Raw genomic sequence first — 18113 nt, 5'->3', positions numbered from 1 at the left:
ATCATTCGTCACGTTAACAGAAAATCCTTCAACATTCTGAAAAAATCGACTGTTATCCACGACACTGTCTATTCGAATAAGCAATCGTAGTAAAGGGCGCCCTGTGGAACACAAGACGCCCTCTTCATTTCCTTCATGAAACCTTTACATGTAAGGAGCATTATTTACCGCTTTTGACAGCAAAAAATCCACCGCTCCCCTTCATCAATTGACTTATTTGCCTCGAAATCAGTAAGTCTTTTTGTAATTTTAAAGCCAGATGAATAAACGACACCTTCAATTTCCGCATACTCAAATGTTCTTTGCTCATGGACCTCATCAAAACGATGATATTTGCATTCATCCTGCTCATCCTGAACAAAAATAGATAGTTCATGCGAGACACTAAGAGGCTCGCTCCCCTCAAAGGAATGCCAAATATATGAAATGTCGTCTTCAGCAAGAGCGTAAGTCCCATCATGAATAAAGCTCTCTATTTTTTGTGTGGCATGGACATCAAAGATCAACCATCCCTCAGGTTTTAAGTGGTTAAAAGCGGCCACAAGGGTTTGCTCCCATTCTTCAATGGACAGTAAATAATTAAGTGAGTCACACAAAATCGTGATTCCATCGTACGCCTGACCTACATCAAGCGCTCGCATATCTTGACAAATAAAAAGAGATTGCGGAAGGCGGCGTTTAGCAACTGTAAGCATTTCCTCAGATTGATCAACTCCGGTCACGTTAAAGCCTTCACGAATTAATCGTTCAGCAAAAACGCCGGTTCCACATGCGATATCCAAGATGTGTTGATCACGAAGGTTCTTCTCATGACATTCCTCTCGCACGAGAGCAAGCCACTCATCATAAGGAGCATCGATCATTAACGCGTCATATACGTACGCAAATTCACTATAACTCATCGTTTAATCACCTGGATATATATGAAGATGCAGCAGACGAAGGTGTTAAAAATTCGTCAATATTTACATAGGTAGCATCGCCCCAAAGCTTTTCCAATTGATAATGATGCCGTTCTTCGTGATGGAAAATATGACAAACAACACCTCCAAGATCGACAAGAACCCAGCGTGCGTGCTCATAGCCTTCCATTCGCTGAATACCTATCCCTTGCTCGTTTGCTTTATCTTTGATCGCTGTTGCAATTGCCTGAACCTGCTTTTCTGAATTACCATGACAGATAAGAAAATAGTCAGCAACAAGTGATATTCCTTGCATGTCTAAGACAACAATCTCATGGGCTTTCTTATCATCAGCAGCTTGTACAGGCATTTTTAAGAGTTGTGTATCGGTCAAAAAGCAATTCCCCTTTCGTTTTCAATTATGATTGTCTTTTCGAAGTCACTTCAACCCGCCATTTTCTCTGTAAAATTGTATCGTTATATGCTAAAAATGAATCTGGTGCCACCGTTTGGTTTGCATTCACTAAATAGCCAATCGTATTGGATAACGCTTGGATAATAGCAGCATCCAATGACTGTTCCGCTAAATCTCTTACGCCGTCCACTCCTTCAAAGCGACGGTTTGGCTCAATATAATCAGCTATAAAAATAATTTTTTCCAGCAAACTCATACCTGCGCGCCCAGTCGTATGATACCGAATAGCATGTATAATATCTTCATCATCAATACCTAACTCAACGAAAACCATATGAGCACCAACGACCGCATGCCAAGTATTGTGGTGAAACTGAAGAAGGTCATGCCCTATCCCTTTCGCTTGTAAATATTCCTTTTGTTCCTCAGGAGGCAGACACTTTGCTACATCATGCAGCATCGCTGCCAATGCTGCTTTGTCTTCATCAGCTCCATAACGCTTCGCCAATTCGACAGCTGCTTCCACTACGCCAAGCGTATGGTTTTTTCTGGCCTCCGTCAATTTTGGCGTTACATAATCCTCAGCCTTCTTTAAGCTGTACATATAAATCATGCTCCTTAATGTAAGACAAAACTTCTTCGCAAAGCATATATTTCACTGGTTTTTTCGTTCCCAAACGCTTTCTTAGCCAGGTGGATGATAACGCAATCTCCGGAGTGTCTACTTCCTTCAATGGGTACACGCTCCGTAAACAGTATCCTGGACGCTTTGCGACGATGAATTGAACTTTACTTATCAATCGATCAATGTCCTTCCACTTTGCTAGCCCTTCAACCATATCTGCACCGATGATAAAGGAAAACGTATATTCCGGCCATTTTTCTTGGAGCATAGTCACTGTGTCTACTGTATATGAGAGATCATGTTCAAACTCAATTTCATTAACATTAAAAAGCGGATTATGCTTTGTAGCCAGCTCAATCATCCGTAAACGGTGCTTTCCCTCTGTTGTTTCCTTATGTTGTTTATGAGGTGGTTTTCGGGCGGGAATGAACCAAATTTCATCGAGCTGACATGCCACCTGAACTTCCTGTGCAATCATCAAATGACCAATATGCGGCGGGTCAAAGGTTCCGCCAAACAGCCCGATGTGTTTCATGGCAATTGAATCGTTGGATTTTTCTCTGACATTTTATAAAGAACGATAACATTGCCAATCGTTTGCACAACCTCAGCGCCTGTTTTTTCCTCAAGTAGCTCAGCCGCTTCCTTCGCATCGACCTCTGCATTGTTTAATACGTTCATTTTGATTAATTCTCTTGCTTCTAATGCAAGACAAAGCTGCTTCGCCAATTCATCTGTGACACCTTGCTTACCTACTTGAAAAATAGATTGAAGATGGTGCGCCTTACTGCGTAAATATCGTCGTTGCTTATTCGTTAAAGAGTTCATTTCATCACCTTTTCAATGCTTGTAGTACAGTTTCCCGCATTTCTTTAACCGGTGCTTTTTGTGTCGTCCATCGCTCGAACGCTAATGCGCCTTGACCGACAAACATACCTACACCATCATGTATACGGCACTGCTTTTCTTCTGCGGTTTTTAAAAATGCTGTTTTTAAAGGATTATAGACGATATCACTAACGACTGTTCCAGGACGAACATTGGTTAAAGCAAGGGGTCGTTCCGCTGTATTTGGACTCATCCCAACCGCAGTTGTATTAATGATAACATCATATTCACCTGAACGCTGCTCTGCTTCATCATAAGAAAAAACGTGATGGACGGAAGGGTTCGGTGACGATTGGATCAGCTGCTCTGCCCTGTGCGACGAGCGATTTACGACGTCTAATACTTTGGGACGTTGATTGACCAACGTTAAAAACAACGCTTGTGCTGCCCCGCCAGCACCGAGCATTAATATTTTCAACGACTCGATTGGTGCTGGTAACTCAGGCTCAAGTGATCGCAAATACCCTACACCATCTGTATTATAACCAACAAACCGCCCATTCTCTCTCACAACAGTATTGACTGCACCTAATGCTTTTGCCTCTTCTGAAACCTCATCGAGCAAAGGCATGACATTCACTTTATGCGGTATCGTTACATTAAATCCTTCACAACCAAGCGCTTTTAGACCAGCGACCGCCGTAGTTAGATTTTCTGGTTTTACGTCATAGGCAATATAGATCCCTGGGAAATCAATGTGCTTAAACGCACGATTTTGCATCATGGGTGATAATGAATGGCCTACAGGATGCCCAATTAAACCAAATAACTTCAATTGCACAAAGCCTCCCCCTTTTAAATCAATGCTTCTCTTTTAAAAACCCCAACATTTTTTGGCGCATGTGCATGCACTTGTACAGATGATTTGGGTAAAATCGTCACCCAGCCAAGCCCGGAATAGACAATGTCCATTTTGTTGTCGATCATGCCAAAACTCGTTTCCTGAAGCGCCGGAAATGCCGATAAGTCAGCTTTAAAAGGCGGCTGCAGTAAATCACCGAGCTGCTTTTCATATAACTCACTTGCGTTATCAGTCTTTGTCCGGTGAATATACAGCTCATTGGAGAAATAGCAAATGACATCTGCTTCTCCTCCAGCTATATCTAGGCGAGCCAAGCCGGCAAAAAAGAGCGTTTGTCCTTCGTTCAGTTGGTATATTTTTGGCTTTATCTCTTTTTTAGGAAATACTTTTTTATACGCTTTTTGAGAGATGACATGAGCCATTTGATGATGATTAATGAGGCCCGGTGTATCAAACATCGTCCGATCATGATCTAAAGGAATATCAACGAGACCCAGTGTTGTACCAGGATGCGCAGAAGTCGTTAATGTCGCCTCGTCCTCTGCACCAAATGCTCGAATAAGCTGATTAATGAACGTCGATTTTCCAACATTCGTACAGCCGACAACATAGACATCCTTACCCGTAGCATATCGATCAATTTTCCCTGCTACTTCTTCCAACCCATTTCCAGTATCTGCGGAAATGAGCGCAACATCGCAAAGAGGAACGCCCCACTCTTTTGCCTGCGTTCTCATCCATTGCTCTACCTTTATCTTTTTGACTGACTTTGGTAATAAATCAGCCTTATTCGCAACAAGCAATATATCATTATTTCCTGCAAACCGTTTAATGCCTGATATCCAGCTTCCATGAAAATCAAAGACATCTACGATTTTCACAATTAATGCCTTCCTTGAAGCCAAGTCGTTGGCAATCGCCAGAAACTCCTTTTCACCTATAGACGTAGGGGTGACTTCATTATAATTCTTCAAGCGAAAACAACGCCGGCAAACAATCGTTTCTCTTTCTAATGCAGAAGCAGGAACATACCCTGGCTCTTTTTCGTTTTCTGTCTGGATATGAACACCACACCCAGCGCAATAGTGATCATTTACATATGTCAAAAGCTAATCCTCCCATTTGATCATACCTTTTTTCTTCATAAAGGCTAATATACGACGCTCTACTTGACGGTTAATTCTCGTAAAAAAACCGTCTGTTTTAGATACGGGGACTACGAGGATCGTGCGCATTCCTGCACGGTTTCCACCAACGACATCTGTCAACAACTGATCTCCAATGACGACGACCTCTTCTTTTTTTAATCCCATATCCTTCAACGCTTTTCTAAAGGCTTTTCCCATCGGTTTTCTAGCTTTATAAATAAAAGGAACGCCGACTGGCTCCGAAAAAACGTCACTCGTCCTTTAGAATTGTTGCTAATAATTGTTACTAGAATATGGTTGGACTGCATCGCACGAAACCATTCCTCCAACTCTGGAGTAGCGCTCTCTCGGTCCCATTCGACCAATGTGTTGTCCAAATCTGTAATAATACCTTTAATTCCTTGTTGCTTTAATTTCTTCGGAGATATTTCAAAGACATTCTGCACATGTTGATCCGGTAAAAACCATTTCATTTTGCTCACCCACCTCAATCACTGCTCTCTATAGTATCATATCGAATGACCGGTATAATGACAAAGAGAATCAGCACTTAGAACACACATTTCTCTGACTAAAAAACATGAAAACTTTTCGACAATTCTTGCAATATGTGTTTTGTGTATAAGTTTACTCACAATAACAACCTTGCCAGACTGCATTTAAAATGGCTTGTACACATTAAATTCACAGGTTATCCACTCACACCTGTGGATACAAGAACAGTTGTTCTGATGAATGATTCGTGCTATTGTAGTGAACATAATCATATAGAATATGCATCTTCATCGAATGTATGACGATTTTTTCAAAAAGGGAGGGTTTGGCATGAAGCATTTATCAGACGAATTGTTAGTTGAATCTTTTCTGAAAGCGAGCCAGCTGCAGTTAAACCCTGAATTTATCAAATTGATTGAAGAGGAAATTCGCCGTCGTTCATTGAAATTGAATTCGAATAAAATGATCACCACTTCATATTGACGTATAATAGAATCCTTCATCAGAGTGTAGATAAAATCCAAAGCGATTTTGTCTACACTCATTTGTTTATATCATCCTATCTATTGCTCCGTAATCTAGCAAGAAAAGAGGAACGAGCTACAACAAATGAGGATCTTAGTGTATCAATTACCATTCCCCTTTTTAAAAAGGGGTTTTTATTTTCAATAGCCATAGATAAAATATCGTCTTGATAAAGTTTTTTTATTTTATTTTAAAAGTTGGTTATATATATAGGAAGAGGAGCTATAGAAACCTTCTAAAATTCATCTTTAACCCCCGTTTGCTTCTTTGATTTAAACGTCTAATGCTTGTAATTCCAACACATTTCCGCGTAAAATAAACGTATTGCACGTCAGCTATTGAAGGAGGTTTTTGCGTATGCATTTACTGCATGTGGCAATCGTTTTACCACTTATGTATGCATTGTTTGCCGGATTGTTCGCCCGTTGGAAACGGACGATTCATACCGGATGGTTTATTTTGCCATTACCAGCTCTATTGTTCATTTATTTTATCTCAATTTTACCAGGAGTATCCCAGGCCCCGTTATTTGCCTCACTCCATTGGATTCCAAGCTTAAACATCAATTTTGATGTGTATGCTGATGGACTTGCGCTTCTATTTAGTCTTTTAATTACTGGAATTGGTTCGCTTGTGATCTTATATTCCATCTTTTATTTACATACTTCTGAAAAGCTAGGGCACTTTTACACATACTTACTTATTTTTATGAGTGCTATGCTCGGAATCGTATTGTCTGACAACCTCTTCGTGTTATACACATTCTGGGAGCTTACGAGTATCTCCTCGTTTCTTTTAATTGGTTTCTGGAACCACCGAGATAAAGCCAGATATGGTGCGCAAAAATCATTGCTTATTACGGTTGCCGGTGGCCTTTCAATGCTTGGAGCCTTTTTCATGCTTTCACACGTTACCGGAACAAGCTCCATTCGAACGTTGCTCTTACAAACTGAAACAATTCTTGAGCACCCGCTTTTTCCTGTCATGCTCATATTAATTTTGTTTGGAGCATTCGCTAAATCTGCTCAGTTTCCATTCCATATTTGGTTACCTGATGCGATGGAGGCACCTACACCTGTCTCTGCATATTTACATTCAGCGACAATGGTTAAAGCCGGATTGTATTTAGTTGCCCGTTTCTCAATGGCCTTTACGCCAAGTGACCTCTTCTTCATACTTGTTACTGGCGTCGGGTTACTCACACTGTGCTGGGGCTCTTACTTAGCACTTAAACAAACGGATTTAAAAGCGATCCTTGCCTATTCAACGATCAGCCAGCTTGGTATGATCATGGCCATGCTAGGATTTGGCTCAAGTACGGCAATTCTCGGCGCTGTGTTCCATATTTTCAACCATGCTACCTTTAAAGGAAGTCTTTTTATGGTGGCTGGAATTATTGATCATGAAACAGGAACTCGTGATATCCGCAGGCTGCGAGGCCTACTTACATTTATGCCGATTACTGCTACGCTTACGCTCATCGCGACCTTTTCCATGGCTGGCGTACCGATGCCGATCCTAAACGGCTTCTTAAGTAAAGAAATGTTTTTTACAGCAGCAACTGAGCTTGCCAAAGAAGGAAGCTTACAAGCAGCTGTTGCACCGTATGTTCCGATCTTTGCGGTCTTCGGTAGCATTTTCACCTTTGCCTACAGCATGTTTCTCTTCTTTAGACCATTCACAGGCTCTAAAGATGAGGCTGACTTTCCAAACAAGCCTCACGAAGCACCTGCTGGCATGCTCATTTCTCCTAGCATTCTTGTCGCGTTAGTGATCGTTATCGGTTTATTCCCTAACCTAATAGCTGGCGTTCTACTTGCCCCAGCAACAGAAAGTATATTAGGCGGAAAAGCAGTTACGGACATCTATTTTTGGCACGGCTTTTTCAATTTACCGTTCTTACTTTCTTGTCTAGTCGCTACCGCAGGAATACTTGTTTACTTCTTCCGTAAACGACTTGATGGAATGTATCGAATTCTCCCAGGCAAAGCGAGCGGTAACCGTTTATTTGACGGTTTAGTTTATTCTTTAGAAGCTGGTTCGTCACGAGTGAACGGTCGGATTATGACGGGCTCACTAACGGACTATTTCCAAATCATACTCGTTTTCTTTGTCGGTGTTGTCGGGTATACGATCGTCGAGAAAATGCCATTGGATTTCATGAGCAGTCAGCTTGCCTCAGTCGAATGGTATGAATGGTTGATTTTGCTCGTCATCGGACTAAGTGCGATTGTCACACTATTTATCCACCACCGCATTGCCTTAATTCTAGTCATTGGCGTTACAGGTTATGGCGTTGCCCTGCTTTTTGTCATGTTCCGGGCTCCCGACCTTGCTCTCACACAGCTTGTCATCGAAACTGTGACGGTAGCGTTATTCTTACTCTGTTTTGCACATATGCCACGTCTAGAAAAACCAGGTAAAAAAGCACCGATACGTAAAATATTACAAATCGTGCTCTCTGTTGGTGTAGGCGTGATTGTTGCAGTCACTGGAATCTCTTCTTTCCGGTTCGGCGATCAATTCGAAAAAATTTCTGCGTACTTTTTGGAAACATCGTATACACTTGGCGGCGGTAAAAACGTCGTAAACACCATTCTTGTCGACATGCGTGGACTGGATACAATGCTTGAAATTGCTGTACTCGGTCTAGCTGCGATTGGGATATACGTAATGATCAAAGTACGCGATCGAGAGGAGTTGAAATAGCGATGGAATATGCTGTCTCAATTCTTGCAGGACTTTTATTTGCTTCTGGAGTTTACCTGCTAATGGAAAAAAGACTATTAAAGGTCGTCATTGGAACGGTTTTGCTTTCACATGGTGCCCATTTAATGATTTTGACAATGGGGGGATTGAAGAAAGGGGCACCGCCTCTGCTTGATGATAGCATTTCGCAATACACGGATCCCTTACCACAAGCGCTAATTTTGACATCCATTGTCATTTCGTTCGGAGTCACATCCTTTTTACTCGTGTTAGCATACCGAACGTACAAAACAGTAAAAACCGATCAAGTTGATCAATTGAGAGGTACTGACGATGAATAGCAACCTAATCATTTTGCCAATTCTATTTCCTTTGATCGCAGCAATTTTGACAGCTTTTTTTCCTAAACGCATTCGTTTGAACCGTGGGATTACGTTCATTACGCTATGCTTAAGTTTGGCAGGAAGTGCCTGGATGGCTTATCGCGTTTTTACGGACGGTGCTTTCACCCTTGAATTTGGAGACTGGGTCGCACCTTATGGCATTGTGTTTGTCGCCGATCCGTTATCAGTCATTCTTGTATTAACGACGTTCATCATCGCATTCAGTTCATTTCTTTATGCTTGCATTTCATTAACAAAATTAATTGAAACGTCGTATTTCTACTTCTTCTTTCATTCATTAATTCTCGGTGTAGCAGGCTCGTTTTTGACTGGGGATTTATTTAACCTTTTTGTCTTTTTTGAAGTACTTCTTATGGCTTCATATGGTTTAATTGTACTCGGTGGAAAACGTGTCCAATTCCGAGAATCCGTAAAGTACATTTTGATTAACCTTTTTTCATCGATTGTCTTTGTAATGACAGTATCTTTCGTTTATAGCATGACTGGTACAGTCAATATGGCTCAAATTGCCGAACGTGTTCCACAGTTGAACCAACCTGGCACGATGACGGTCGTCGCAATTTTATTATTTACCGTCTTTGCTACGAAAAGTGCGTTGTTTCCTTTGTACACTTGGCTTCCGCACTCTTATGCCGCTCCGACACCGGTCGTATCTGCCCTATTTGGTGCGTTACTGACAAAGGTCGGCATTTATTCGATCATGCGAATGTTTACCCTCGTCTTCGTACAAGACACGTCATATACGCATCAGCTTTTTCTATACATTGCCGGCTTTACGATGATATTCGGGGTCATTGGCGCCCTATCAACTAAAAATGTGAAGCTGATTATCGCCTATAATATTATCCCTGCTGTAGGATATATCTTGTTAGGCATCGGGGTTGCAACCGAACTCTCTCTATCAGGAAGTGTGTTTTATTTAGTACATGACATGGTAATTAAAGCCGCTTTATTTATTCTCATCGGTTTGCTCGTTCAATACAGCGGTACATCAGATCTTCGACAAATTCAAGGTGTTATGAAAAAAGCACCGGGATTAGGTTGGCTATTTTTCATCGCTTGCCTTGCGTTAGCTGGAATACCGCCATTCAGTGGATTTATTGGTAAGTATCTGTTGCTGCAAAGTGCCGTTGAAGAAGGATATTATGTCTTAACAGGCATTGGCTTACTAACGAGTTTGCTAATATTATTTTCTGTTATGCGTATTTTTATCTGGGGATTTTGGGGCGAGACTTCTGAAAACATCGCTTCACTGCCACCTTTAAAAAGCCGTAAACTTACACCAGCCATCTTGCTTGTCTCACTATCAATTGTGCTCGGTCTTGGTGCAGAATGGTTTATGCCGGCAATTCTTGAAGTTGGTGGCTACTTGCTCGACCCAGAATCGTATATTCAATCTGTGTTAAAGGAGTAGACGTCCGATGGCCCTTCAAATGATGTTAAACGTCATCATCGCTCTTTTATGGATGTTTTTACAAGAGAGCTATACCTTTGTCACACTTACAGTAGGCTATGTAATTGGCCTTCTGCTCTTATTCATACTACGCCGATTCATTCCCGGGCGTTTCTACGGAAAAACATTGTGGGCTATGATCCGCCTCTTCTTCCTCTTTGTCCGTGAGCTGCTCGTTGCAAACTGGGATGTCGTCAAAGTCGTCTATTCTCCAAAGATGAATACTCAACCAGGGATATTTAGACTCCAAACGGATTTACAAAAAAATTGGCAGATTACGTTGCTAGCCAACTTGATCTCTTTAACCCCTGGCACACTGTCACTAGTCGTATCAGACGACCGGAAGATTATTTACATTCATGCAATGAATATTCAATCTACAGAAGCGGCTGCAAAAAATATTAAACAATCCTTTGAAAAACTCATTCTGGAGTTGATCTAAGATGACGGGAACACCAATCCTTATGGCTTCTACAAGTATTGGGTTAATTATCGTTAGCGTCTCTATTGCTATGCTGCTCATTCGTGTCATCATTGGTCCGACACTACCCGATCGAGCGGCAGCCTTAGATACTCTTGGTATTAACTTAATTGCTATGGCTGGTCTACTAGCCATCCGCTTATCAACGATTCATTTTAATGATGTTATTTTATTGATTGCCATTCTAACTTTCATCGGCACAGTCGCATTGGCGAAATTCTTAGTAAAGGGTGTTGTTATTGAGCGAAATTCTCGTTAGTGTTCTCATACTAATTGGCTGTTTCTTTCTCTTTTCGGGCTCCCTTGGTATGCTAAGGTTTCCTGATATTTATAATCGGCTGCATGCGGCAACAAAAAGTGCGACACTTGGCGTCATTGGTGTCCTGCTTGGAAGCTTTATCTACTTCCTTGCCATTGAAGGCATCATGAGTGGTAAATTACTCATCGGGATCATTTTTGTTACATTAACTGCACCTGTTTCAGCGCACATGATCGGCCGTAGTGCGTATTTAACCCATATCCCGCTATCAAGAAATTCTATACACAACGCTCTACATTCCGATGTAGAAAAAAAGCAAGCGAAAGAGAAAAAAAGAGGATAAAAAACCGCCATATTCGGCGGTTTTTTCACTTTCTGTAGCATGATATGTATTAAGGTGCCTTTCTGATCGTTAGATAACCGCCCAATATACTAAATTTTTTCTTGTTATGTTAGAGTCAACACACATTCTCTAGTAATCGCGACCAACAAAATATTTTCTTTTGATCACGATGTTCCCCTTCTGCTTACAAGTGTTTTGGCCCATCTCATTTATTTACAATTATCTGAGCTTTTTCATATCCTAATCTGTTCCAAGGATACAGTCAGCATATTTAGCGTTGGAGACCGCTAAAACTGCAGGCATAGCGTTTTCCATCATATTTGGGCTAGGAGTTGAAAAGTCATGGTGAACGAAAATAGCACTAATCAGAAGATAAACTACCTTGACCTATTCAGATACTAAGGTGGTTACGTCTTTAACTATGAGTACGGACAGTGTTTATTAAGGATAAGCACACCGATAATAGAAATGCTGTAGGCATGGGGAGATCACAGTTTTGCTTAAGGCATAATATCTAATTAAAAATTCCCAAAGTCTAAGGCAGTCAAAGAGTGAACAAGGTGACTTTAAGGGTTGGCAAATTATACACTGCCCTATTTATTAGTTAGCATTAAAACCAGTGAAATGGTAATCGTCACCAAAATTGATCGACTTTTTCATTGATCGTTTTATCCTAGTCTAGTCTTTATAAGCACATCGGATGCTAGTAATAATTCTGCTGCAAATACTTCAGAATTGAGGTTGCAAATGAGAAAACTATATTTAAACGCATCACCTTTAATCATGGTATCGATAGTACTGTTGCTTTCTTACCACATCTATTCCCTTAAATATCATACTTGGGCTGTTGCATCAACGCTCAATATATTAATTATCTTATTGTTGTTAATTTTAATCTCTATAACAGTTAATCTGATTAATTTAATGAAAAACCATAAGAAATTTCTATCATTTTAAATTTAATATTATCGTTCTTGATACTAGTCACAATTTTTGCAGGATTCTTTTTTCATACAATGTTCTCTCCTAATGTAACGTTTTTGGAATCTACAGTATCACCTCAAGGAGAAGTAACAATTGATATTTACCTTTACGAAGGCGGCGCTATGGGATCTAATCATTACGTATTTGAAAAGAATGGACCGCTATGGTTTACAAAGCAGATTTACAACTTAGCAAGTCAAAAACAAGAGATTGAATACGTTTGGAAGAATAACGACATAATGATCATTGAAGGCGAAGAAGTATCTGTGAATTGAACTCAGTAAGCATCTGGAATGAGCTCCACTCCGTCATGAGACTTAAGTACAACAAATTGTATAAAGAAGGCATTGTGGTAATTCAAACTTTTTGAACCGCGCAGTTATGTTGGTTTGCTATCTACTAAAATATAGACAAAATTATTGCCTTTGCTCGCTTTTATCAATCTTCCCATGAACATATATACCCACAGCCCCCTTCCTTATGCCCCTCACAAAGCACAATTTAAGCGGGACAGACACAGACGAGCCCAGCTTTGCATAGGGTAAAGGAAAAGGTCCTTGGGGGTGTGCTGACTGTTAATAACGTCGATTGGGCTTGCGATTAAAGAAATGCTTTTATTTGTTTCCTATGTGAAAAACAATGCATTTCCCCAGCCATTATCTCCAAAAGAGGAATCTTATTATTTAGACCGACTGGCTGAGGGAGATGAAGATGCAAGAAACCGGTTAATTGAGCACAATTTACGACTAGTCGCTCACATTGTTAAAAAGTTTGAAAACACAACAGAGGAGCAAGAGGACCTTATCTCAATTGGAACTATAGGTTTAATTAAAGCGATTGAAAGCTATTCGAAAGGCAAAGGAACGAAGCTCGCCACTTATGCAGCACGCTGTATAGAAAATGAAATACTGATGCACTTGCGCGCGATGAAGAAGACAAAAAAGATGTTTCCCTTCACGACCGATCGGACAGGATAAGGAAGGGAATGAATTCCCTCTTTGGGTTTATATATATATGGTTTGTATCAGCAAAAACCTCACTCTTCAAAAGGGCACTCAATAAGAACTGAGCAACAGCTTAGAAGGCTGAGGCTAATTGTAAATAAAAAAGGCAAATCGCCCCAAATATTATGACTATGTATTTCATTGAAAAAAGAGGAGTTATAAAAATTGCTCAAAATTAAGGCGGCATGTTATGGAATGAACGATACATTCTGCATATAATAATTGCCTAATCTAAAAAGCGTAATTGTATCGAAAACACGGGCAATCATAAACACGGATCTAGTAAACAATTAAAAATTCTTACAATTTAGTAAAATATAGTCAATCTTAGTCAATATTTCTTGTTTTTTGTAAATTTAATCAACTCCCTTGATCGACTACTCAAAACTTGTTAGAGTTCAGGCTGGTTTCAGCAATTATGTACAAAATGACTCCTAGTGATTCGTTAACTCTTCATATGAGCCGTGAATTGGCTCGAACTTATAAATAACTTCTTTACCACTGTAATTTACAGGAATCACGTACGAACCACCCCAATTCCAAAAACCCAAGCAAGGATCACGGATATTAAGCTATTCACCTTCCCCACCCTTTTCTTATAAAACTTTGATTTATACCCACTCCTTCCTTGAAGGAAATGCATTAACCGGCAGGCAATAAGAAATGTATTGATCAGTAAAGACCTACATTTAGGCAGGCCTATGACTACATCGTAACCATTTTAGAACTTTTTGTTAATTTTAACTACTTTAGCTGCTGGATCTTCAAATTTACTTTGAACGCAACATATCGAACATCTCATCTTTAACGTACCGCATCCTAGCGATTTTCCCTTCATCATCTAAATGAGCAACACCAATTACTTTTGCGACACCTTTTTCCCCATCGCCTTCATACGCTAAGCTTACAGAAAAATCATAACCGTTTTTGATCATATCGTGTTCACTTACAGCTACTTCTTCCACTTCTGTACGATAATTATGACGACTTACAAACCCATCAAAATAAGATGCATACGTGCGAGTGAATTCCTCGTACCCACTTTTTGTAAAGAAAGCCTTATAATTCTCTTCATAAAATTGAGTTAACTCAGTGTTTGCTTCTGGTCCGATGGGATCCTCTAAAATGTGCTGCAACTCCTCATTCGGAACAGTCAACTGCGTTGTTAACACTGTTTTAATTGCTTCCTTACGATCATTCGAATCATTAGAACAACCTACTGCTAAGGTGACAAACACCAAAATGAGACCAGTAACTAATTTTCTGGTTCGGTTTTTGTCTATCATCTAAAAGCCTCCCATTTTTTCACTCTTTCTTAATATACGAGTATGTGCTGAAATTGTTGCATATTTCTGGGAGTATATCAATTTTTCTAACGCAGGACACATGATAAACCTTGTAATGAACGAGGTTGTTAAGGATTTTCAAAATAAAGAATTTCTGTTTTGATTAGCAAAAGCCCCTGAATTGGGGCATTTTTAATATCCTCGGCTTATACTTAATTAATGACTTTCACCATTCCATACCCTCCAGCGATAAATGAGTTATATATTCCACAACAATGTAATGATCTCTAATTTCAACTGTCAGAAATATGTTGTCTAAGTTGCGCGGCACGCCAGATACTTCCTGGTACTGACCGTCCCTCTGTCTCCAAAACCGAATGGAAACCCTCGCCCCTTCCTCTACAGCTTTCTTTAGTAGTTGATAGTGCTCTTCAGCAAGCTCTTCTGCAATAGCTGGCGGCTCCTGCCTAGACGAGTCTTCGTAATAGCGTTGCAACGCCCGTTTATGCTCAGGCAATATGAACGAGCGTTCCCACAAGATATGATTAAAATCTTTATAATCACGAGGGTCTCTTTTCATGAAGCCGGTGCCACCTTTCGAACGCCAAGAATGTTCTCCTTCCGAAAGGTTCTTATTTTTCGCTTTGTTTGGCACATCCCTCTAATGTATTGATCAGTGACCGCCAGTATCTTAACTCTTCGCTTAGTAAAGCTGCCGTCGCCTGCCATGTATATGATATTGATCGTCTCACCTATTCGCATGGTTCAACCCCCAAAGAACGTTTGTTCTTATTATATGCGAATATTTGTTCTGTATTCAATGAGAATAATTAGGGGATCTTACTAAAAATTAGTTGAGTCCCAATACTATCAATAGTACCATCGGAGTATAAAGTAAGTAGTCCGAATCACATTCTTTTTGCGCTTATTTAAATCAAACTTTGGATAAAGCTCTGCGATCGTCTCAAGCACCTCGACAGCCTGTTCATTGGTCATTTGCTCCCTCCTTCCTCAGTTCGTCGAACAATGATTCATAGCGATTGCTCTGGTGTTTTCTAAAGGGAATGGTGTTGTCTTTACGCTTTCCCTTAGACTTCTCATATGCTCGAGCTTGATCAACAGTGCGGATATTGGCATTTGCCCAGTCTTTAAAAATCGTCTCCAAGTAGGCAAAGGAATTCCCACCTCGTTTAGCTGCTAGTTTCATGGCAGCAATCACAACTGGATCTGTTAAATCATCACACCAAGCGATCAGCAAAGCCCGCAGAATCGATTTTAAGATTCCGTCGGTTTTCAGAACGATTTGCAAACACTTGTCCAGCCAAGATTCAAGTAAAAGACGACAGCTGAAAACCTATACCAATGGGACATAACAGTGATTCTATGTCATTATGCCATTTGTTTGCCTGTATTTCTGAGAAACATCGTTAAGTAGCAAAGCAAAGTAGTTCTTTGATACAATAGCATGGACAAACAAAGAGAGATGAATCGACTCAGGAGGGCTTTTTTATGCATGTAGGAATTATTGGCGCTATGGACGAAGAAGTATCTGCTATCAAAGAAAAAATGACTGTCATCGAAGAAGAAAAAATTGCGCATTGTCAGTTTACCCGTGGAACGATTGACAGTGTGAATGTCACACTCGTCCAATCTGGCATAGGAAAAGTCAATGCCGCTATGAGCACAACGCTTTTAATTCACCATTACGCACCAGACATGATCATTAACACTGGTTCTGCTGGTGGTGTGGCAAGCGACTGCAACGTAGGCGATCTCGTTATCGCTGAACAAGTGCGTTATCACGACGTTGACGTCACCGCCTTCGGGTACGAATTAGGGCAGGTTCCAGGGTTGCCACCAGTATTTATCGCTGACCCAGACTATACTAAAAAAGCGCTTGCTATCGCTCATGACAATCAACTTCCTGGGATTCAAGGAGTCGTATCATCCGCAGATACGTTTATGCAGGAGGCTCAAAAGGTACAACAAGTAAAAGAGGCGTGTCCAGAAGTGATGGCTGTTGAAATGGAAGCCGCTGCAATTGCTCAAGTATGTCATCAATTTAATACCCCATTTGTTATGATTCGCGCCCTATCTGATATCGCAGGAAAAGCATCAAATGTATCTTTTGAACAATTTTTGCAAACCGCTTCGAAAAACGCTGCTCAGCTCATCGATGAATTTGTAAAAGGATTGGTGAAATGAATGACTAAAAAATTGAACGTTGAAAGCTTTAACTTAGATCATACGAAAGTGAAGGCGCCATACATTCGCTTGGCTGGGAAGGTGGAAGGGCATCACGGAGATGTTATTTATAAATATGATCTTCGTTTTTGCCAGCCAAACAAAGAACATATTGAAATGCCCTCGCTCCATTCACTCGAGCATATGATGGCTGAATTCTCAAGAAACCACCATGACGACGTTGTCGATCTCGGTCCAATGGGATGTCAGACGGGCTTTTATTTCTCTGTACTCAATGAAGACAATGTTGATCACATTTGTTCGGTTGTCGAAAAAACATTACAAGATGTTCTTCAGGCGACAGAAGTACCCGCATGTAATGAAGTGCAGTGTGGTTTTGCGGCAAGTCATAGCTTAGAGGGCGCACAAAAAGAAGCACAAGCCATGTTAGATCGTCGCGCAGAATGGAAAGAAGTGTTTTAAGTACCATCCTTTTGCTTCATTGCCTTTAACCCTCTCTCGGTTCACCAATGAATCTATGTTACATTGAATTTAATGGACATAAGGAGGGACGGCGTAACATGGAGTCAAAGCAAGCAAAAACATTGGAAGCAATTAAACTTGATTATAAACATTACGGTATGACGTTGCTCGCAGTTGCTGTATTTATGTATTTAGGTGTGTGGGTTCCAACTGCTTCTTCATTTGAACTATGGTGGATGATTGGCACGATGGTCGCACTGACGGGATCATTTTTCAGTTTTCGCCGTTCAGTGAAAGCACAAAAAGCACTCGATCAGCAAAATGAAGAAAATGTAGACTAATCTTTTACAAGCTGCACCTTAACGGTTGAATTGACAGAGCCGTTGAGGTGCAGCTTTTTGTTAAATACTCATTTCTTTTTGCACAGCTCCACTCAAGACGACTGGTTACGGTAAAACTCATGAAAAAGCTTCATCAGTGCCCGTTTTTCAATCCTAGAGACGTAACTACGAGAAATACCGAGAGCGTTCGCAATTTCCTTTTGCGTTCGTTCTTCCTCAACCCCAAGTCCAAACCGCTGCACAATTACATCTTTTCGCGCTCATCTAAAACATGTAAGTATGATTTCATCTTTTCCAATTCCATATGCAGCTGAATCATCTCCACGACGTCCTCGTCTTCTGCTCTTAAAATATCTAACAGGCTGATTTCGTTCCCAACTAG

General features: G+C 40.6%; 23 protein-coding genes and 3 pseudogenes. 12 read left to right on the top strand and 14 right to left on the bottom strand.

The window, feature by feature from the left end:
* Positions 1–164: 164 nt before the first annotated feature.
* The 8 genes and pseudogenes from G4V62_RS00350 to G4V62_RS00315 all read right to left on the bottom strand — a co-directional run bounded on the left by G4V62_RS00350 (position 165) and on the right by G4V62_RS00315 (position 5253).
* A complete protein-coding gene (locus tag G4V62_RS00350) occupies positions 165–902 on the bottom strand; it encodes a class I SAM-dependent DNA methyltransferase (RefSeq protein ID WP_165198803.1) in 738 nt (245 codons plus the stop codon).
* A gap of 7 nt (positions 903–909) precedes the next feature.
* Positions 910–1296 carry a ribosome silencing factor gene (rsfS, locus tag G4V62_RS00345; RefSeq protein ID WP_165198802.1) on the bottom strand — a complete coding sequence of 129 codons (387 nt, stop codon included), beginning with the start codon at positions 1294–1296 and terminating at the stop codon, positions 910–912.
* Positions 1297–1321: 25 nt separating this feature from the next.
* The gene (gene yqeK / locus G4V62_RS00340) at positions 1322–1921 is read right to left on the bottom strand and encodes a bis(5'-nucleosyl)-tetraphosphatase (symmetrical) YqeK (RefSeq protein ID WP_165198801.1); all 600 of its coding nucleotides are present in this window, start codon (positions 1919–1921) and stop codon (positions 1322–1324) included.
* A complete protein-coding gene (locus tag G4V62_RS00335; RefSeq protein ID WP_165198800.1) occupies positions 1899–2477 on the bottom strand; it encodes a nicotinate-nucleotide adenylyltransferase in 579 nt (192 codons plus the stop codon). The genes yqeK and G4V62_RS00335 overlap by 23 nt, the downstream gene beginning before the upstream one ends.
* The gene (gene yhbY, locus G4V62_RS00330) at positions 2474–2770 is read right to left on the bottom strand and encodes a ribosome assembly RNA-binding protein YhbY (RefSeq protein ID WP_165198799.1); all 297 of its coding nucleotides are present in this window, start codon (positions 2768–2770) and stop codon (positions 2474–2476) included. Before yhbY ends, G4V62_RS00335 begins: the two co-directional genes overlap by 4 nt.
* A gap of 4 nt (positions 2771–2774) precedes the next feature.
* A complete protein-coding gene (aroE, locus tag G4V62_RS00325) occupies positions 2775–3611 on the bottom strand; it encodes a shikimate dehydrogenase (protein WP_312855394.1) in 837 nt (278 codons plus the stop codon).
* Positions 3612–3625: 14 nt separating this feature from the next.
* The gene (yqeH, locus tag G4V62_RS00320) at positions 3626–4738 is read right to left on the bottom strand and encodes a ribosome biogenesis GTPase YqeH (protein ID WP_165198798.1); all 1113 of its coding nucleotides are present in this window, start codon (positions 4736–4738) and stop codon (positions 3626–3628) included.
* 3 nt (positions 4739–4741) lie between these two features.
* Positions 4742–5253: pseudogene (locus G4V62_RS00315) on the bottom strand (YqeG family HAD IIIA-type phosphatase).
* Between the two features lie 352 nt (positions 5254–5605).
* On the opposite strand from G4V62_RS00315, the gene G4V62_RS00310 reads away from it, so the two are divergent.
* From G4V62_RS00310 to G4V62_RS00270, 9 genes and pseudogenes are all read left to right on the top strand, one after another.
* On the top strand, positions 5606–5758 hold the full coding sequence (locus G4V62_RS00310; protein WP_165198797.1) for a sporulation histidine kinase inhibitor Sda: 153 nt from the start codon (positions 5606–5608) through the stop codon (positions 5756–5758).
* 399 nt (positions 5759–6157) lie between these two features.
* Entirely contained in the window at positions 6158–8509 is a 2352-nt protein-coding gene (mbhE, locus tag G4V62_RS00305; protein ID WP_246218170.1) for a hydrogen gas-evolving membrane-bound hydrogenase subunit E, read from the top strand.
* Positions 8510–8511: 2 nt separating this feature from the next.
* Positions 8512–8850 carry a Na(+)/H(+) antiporter subunit C gene (locus G4V62_RS00300; RefSeq protein WP_165198796.1) on the top strand — a complete coding sequence of 113 codons (339 nt, stop codon included), beginning with the start codon at positions 8512–8514 and terminating at the stop codon, positions 8848–8850.
* The gene (locus G4V62_RS00295; RefSeq protein ID WP_165198795.1) at positions 8843–10327 is read left to right on the top strand and encodes a Na+/H+ antiporter subunit D; all 1485 of its coding nucleotides are present in this window, start codon (positions 8843–8845) and stop codon (positions 10325–10327) included. Before G4V62_RS00300 ends, G4V62_RS00295 begins: the two co-directional genes overlap by 8 nt.
* 7 nt (positions 10328–10334) lie before the next feature.
* On the top strand, positions 10335–10808 hold the full coding sequence (locus G4V62_RS00290) for a Na+/H+ antiporter subunit E (RefSeq protein WP_165198794.1): 474 nt from the start codon (positions 10335–10337) through the stop codon (positions 10806–10808).
* 1 nt (position 10809) lies between these two features.
* Positions 10810–11106 (top strand): Na(+)/H(+) antiporter subunit F1, encoded by a 297-nt coding sequence (locus G4V62_RS00285; RefSeq protein WP_165198793.1) that lies wholly within the window; start codon positions 10810–10812, stop codon positions 11104–11106.
* Positions 11078–11449, top strand: a complete 372-nt coding sequence (gene mnhG, locus G4V62_RS00280) for a monovalent cation/H(+) antiporter subunit G (RefSeq protein ID WP_312855393.1) — start codon at positions 11078–11080, stop codon at positions 11447–11449. The genes G4V62_RS00285 and mnhG overlap by 29 nt, the downstream gene beginning before the upstream one ends.
* 941 nt (positions 11450–12390) lie before the next feature.
* The gene (locus G4V62_RS00275; protein WP_312855410.1) at positions 12391–12708 is read left to right on the top strand and encodes a DUF5412 family protein; all 318 of its coding nucleotides are present in this window, start codon (positions 12391–12393) and stop codon (positions 12706–12708) included.
* Between the two features lie 333 nt (positions 12709–13041).
* Positions 13042–13432 (top strand): annotated as a pseudogene (locus tag G4V62_RS00270) (sigma-70 family RNA polymerase sigma factor); the annotation flags it as partial.
* Between the two features lie 775 nt (positions 13433–14207).
* On the opposite strand, the gene G4V62_RS00265 reads toward G4V62_RS00270, so the two are convergent.
* The 5 genes from G4V62_RS00265 to G4V62_RS00250 form a co-directional block, all read right to left on the bottom strand.
* Positions 14208–14723, bottom strand: a complete 516-nt coding sequence (locus G4V62_RS00265; RefSeq protein ID WP_165198790.1) for a hypothetical protein — start codon at positions 14721–14723, stop codon at positions 14208–14210.
* A 226-nt stretch (positions 14724–14949) separates the two neighbouring features.
* Complete coding sequence (locus tag G4V62_RS00260; protein ID WP_165198789.1) at positions 14950–15303, bottom strand: YolD-like family protein; 354 nt, start codon at positions 15301–15303, stop codon at positions 14950–14952.
* A complete protein-coding gene (locus G4V62_RS00255; RefSeq protein WP_165198788.1) occupies positions 15300–15485 on the bottom strand; it encodes a transcriptional regulator in 186 nt (61 codons plus the stop codon). The genes G4V62_RS00260 and G4V62_RS00255 overlap by 4 nt, the downstream gene beginning before the upstream one ends.
* A 108-nt stretch (positions 15486–15593) precedes the next feature.
* Positions 15594–15719: a hypothetical protein gene (locus G4V62_RS20210; protein ID WP_281357959.1), complete on the bottom strand. Its 126-nt coding sequence runs from the start codon at positions 15717–15719 to the stop codon at positions 15594–15596.
* Positions 15709–16032, bottom strand: coding sequence for a DnaD domain-containing protein (locus G4V62_RS00250; protein ID WP_165198787.1), 324 nt, complete (start codon positions 16030–16032; stop codon positions 15709–15711). Before G4V62_RS00250 ends, G4V62_RS20210 begins: the two co-directional genes overlap by 11 nt.
* Before the next feature lie 200 nt (positions 16033–16232).
* On the opposite strand from G4V62_RS00250, the gene mtnN reads away from it, so the two are divergent.
* The 3 genes from mtnN (at position 16233) to G4V62_RS00235 (ending at position 17731) form a co-directional block, all read left to right on the top strand.
* Positions 16233–16928 carry a 5'-methylthioadenosine/S-adenosylhomocysteine nucleosidase gene (mtnN, locus tag G4V62_RS00245; RefSeq protein ID WP_165198786.1) on the top strand — a complete coding sequence of 232 codons (696 nt, stop codon included), beginning with the start codon at positions 16233–16235 and terminating at the stop codon, positions 16926–16928.
* The gene (locus G4V62_RS00240) at positions 16929–17390 is read left to right on the top strand and encodes an S-ribosylhomocysteine lyase (protein ID WP_165198785.1); all 462 of its coding nucleotides are present in this window, start codon (positions 16929–16931) and stop codon (positions 17388–17390) included.
* Positions 17391–17488: 98 nt separating this feature from the next.
* Positions 17489–17731, top strand: a complete 243-nt coding sequence (locus G4V62_RS00235; RefSeq protein WP_165198784.1) for a YrhC family protein — start codon at positions 17489–17491, stop codon at positions 17729–17731.
* Positions 17732–17823: 92 nt separating this feature from the next.
* Here the strand turns inward: G4V62_RS00235 and G4V62_RS00230 are convergent.
* Positions 17824–18107, bottom strand: a pseudogene (locus G4V62_RS00230) (sigma-70 family RNA polymerase sigma factor); the annotation flags it as partial.
* Positions 18108–18113 lie beyond the last annotated feature (6 nt).

The sequence above is a fragment of the Litoribacterium kuwaitense genome, assembly GCF_011058155.1.
GTDB lineage: Bacteria > Bacillota > Bacilli > Bacillales > DSM-28697 > Litoribacterium > Litoribacterium kuwaitense.
The sequence above is the reverse complement of the archived record's forward strand: the minus strand, read 5'-3'. Positions and strand labels throughout refer to the sequence as shown.

What these genes read in the sequence shown, in the direction of transcription:
- G4V62_RS00290 (WP_165198794.1), top strand. Translation starts at nt 10,335, where the DNA reads ATGGCCCTTCAAATGATGTTAAACGTCATCATCGCTCTTTTATGGATG.
- G4V62_RS00235 (WP_165198784.1), top strand. Translation starts at nt 17,489, where the DNA reads ATGGAGTCAAAGCAAGCAAAAACATTGGAAGCAATTAAACTTGATTAT.
- G4V62_RS20210 (WP_281357959.1), bottom strand. Translation starts at nt 15,719, where the DNA reads ATGACCAATGAACAGGCTGTCGAGGTGCTTGAGACGATCGCAGAGCTT.
- G4V62_RS00350 (WP_165198803.1), bottom strand. Translation starts at nt 902, where the DNA reads ATGAGTTATAGTGAATTTGCGTACGTATATGACGCGTTAATGATCGAT.
- G4V62_RS00255 (WP_165198788.1), bottom strand. Translation starts at nt 15,485, where the DNA reads ATGCGAATAGGTGAGACGATCAATATCATATACATGGCAGGCGACGGC.
- mtnN (WP_165198786.1), top strand. Translation starts at nt 16,233, where the DNA reads ATGCATGTAGGAATTATTGGCGCTATGGACGAAGAAGTATCTGCTATC.
- G4V62_RS00335 (WP_165198800.1), bottom strand. Translation starts at nt 2,477, where the DNA reads ATGAAACACATCGGGCTGTTTGGCGGAACCTTTGACCCGCCGCATATT.
- mbhE (WP_246218170.1), top strand. Translation starts at nt 6,158, where the DNA reads ATGCATTTACTGCATGTGGCAATCGTTTTACCACTTATGTATGCATTG.
- G4V62_RS00310 (WP_165198797.1), top strand. Translation starts at nt 5,606, where the DNA reads ATGAAGCATTTATCAGACGAATTGTTAGTTGAATCTTTTCTGAAAGCG.
- G4V62_RS00295 (WP_165198795.1), top strand. Translation starts at nt 8,843, where the DNA reads ATGAATAGCAACCTAATCATTTTGCCAATTCTATTTCCTTTGATCGCA.
- G4V62_RS00240 (WP_165198785.1), top strand. Translation starts at nt 16,929, where the DNA reads ATGACTAAAAAATTGAACGTTGAAAGCTTTAACTTAGATCATACGAAA.
- yhbY (WP_165198799.1), bottom strand. Translation starts at nt 2,770, where the DNA reads ATGAACTCTTTAACGAATAAGCAACGACGATATTTACGCAGTAAGGCG.
- G4V62_RS00260 (WP_165198789.1), bottom strand. Translation starts at nt 15,303, where the DNA reads ATGAAAAGAGACCCTCGTGATTATAAAGATTTTAATCATATCTTGTGG.
- G4V62_RS00285 (WP_165198793.1), top strand. Translation starts at nt 10,810, where the DNA reads ATGACGGGAACACCAATCCTTATGGCTTCTACAAGTATTGGGTTAATT.
- yqeK (WP_165198801.1), bottom strand. Translation starts at nt 1,921, where the DNA reads ATGTACAGCTTAAAGAAGGCTGAGGATTATGTAACGCCAAAATTGACG.
- G4V62_RS00265 (WP_165198790.1), bottom strand. Translation starts at nt 14,723, where the DNA reads ATGATAGACAAAAACCGAACCAGAAAATTAGTTACTGGTCTCATTTTG.
- G4V62_RS00300 (WP_165198796.1), top strand. Translation starts at nt 8,512, where the DNA reads ATGGAATATGCTGTCTCAATTCTTGCAGGACTTTTATTTGCTTCTGGA.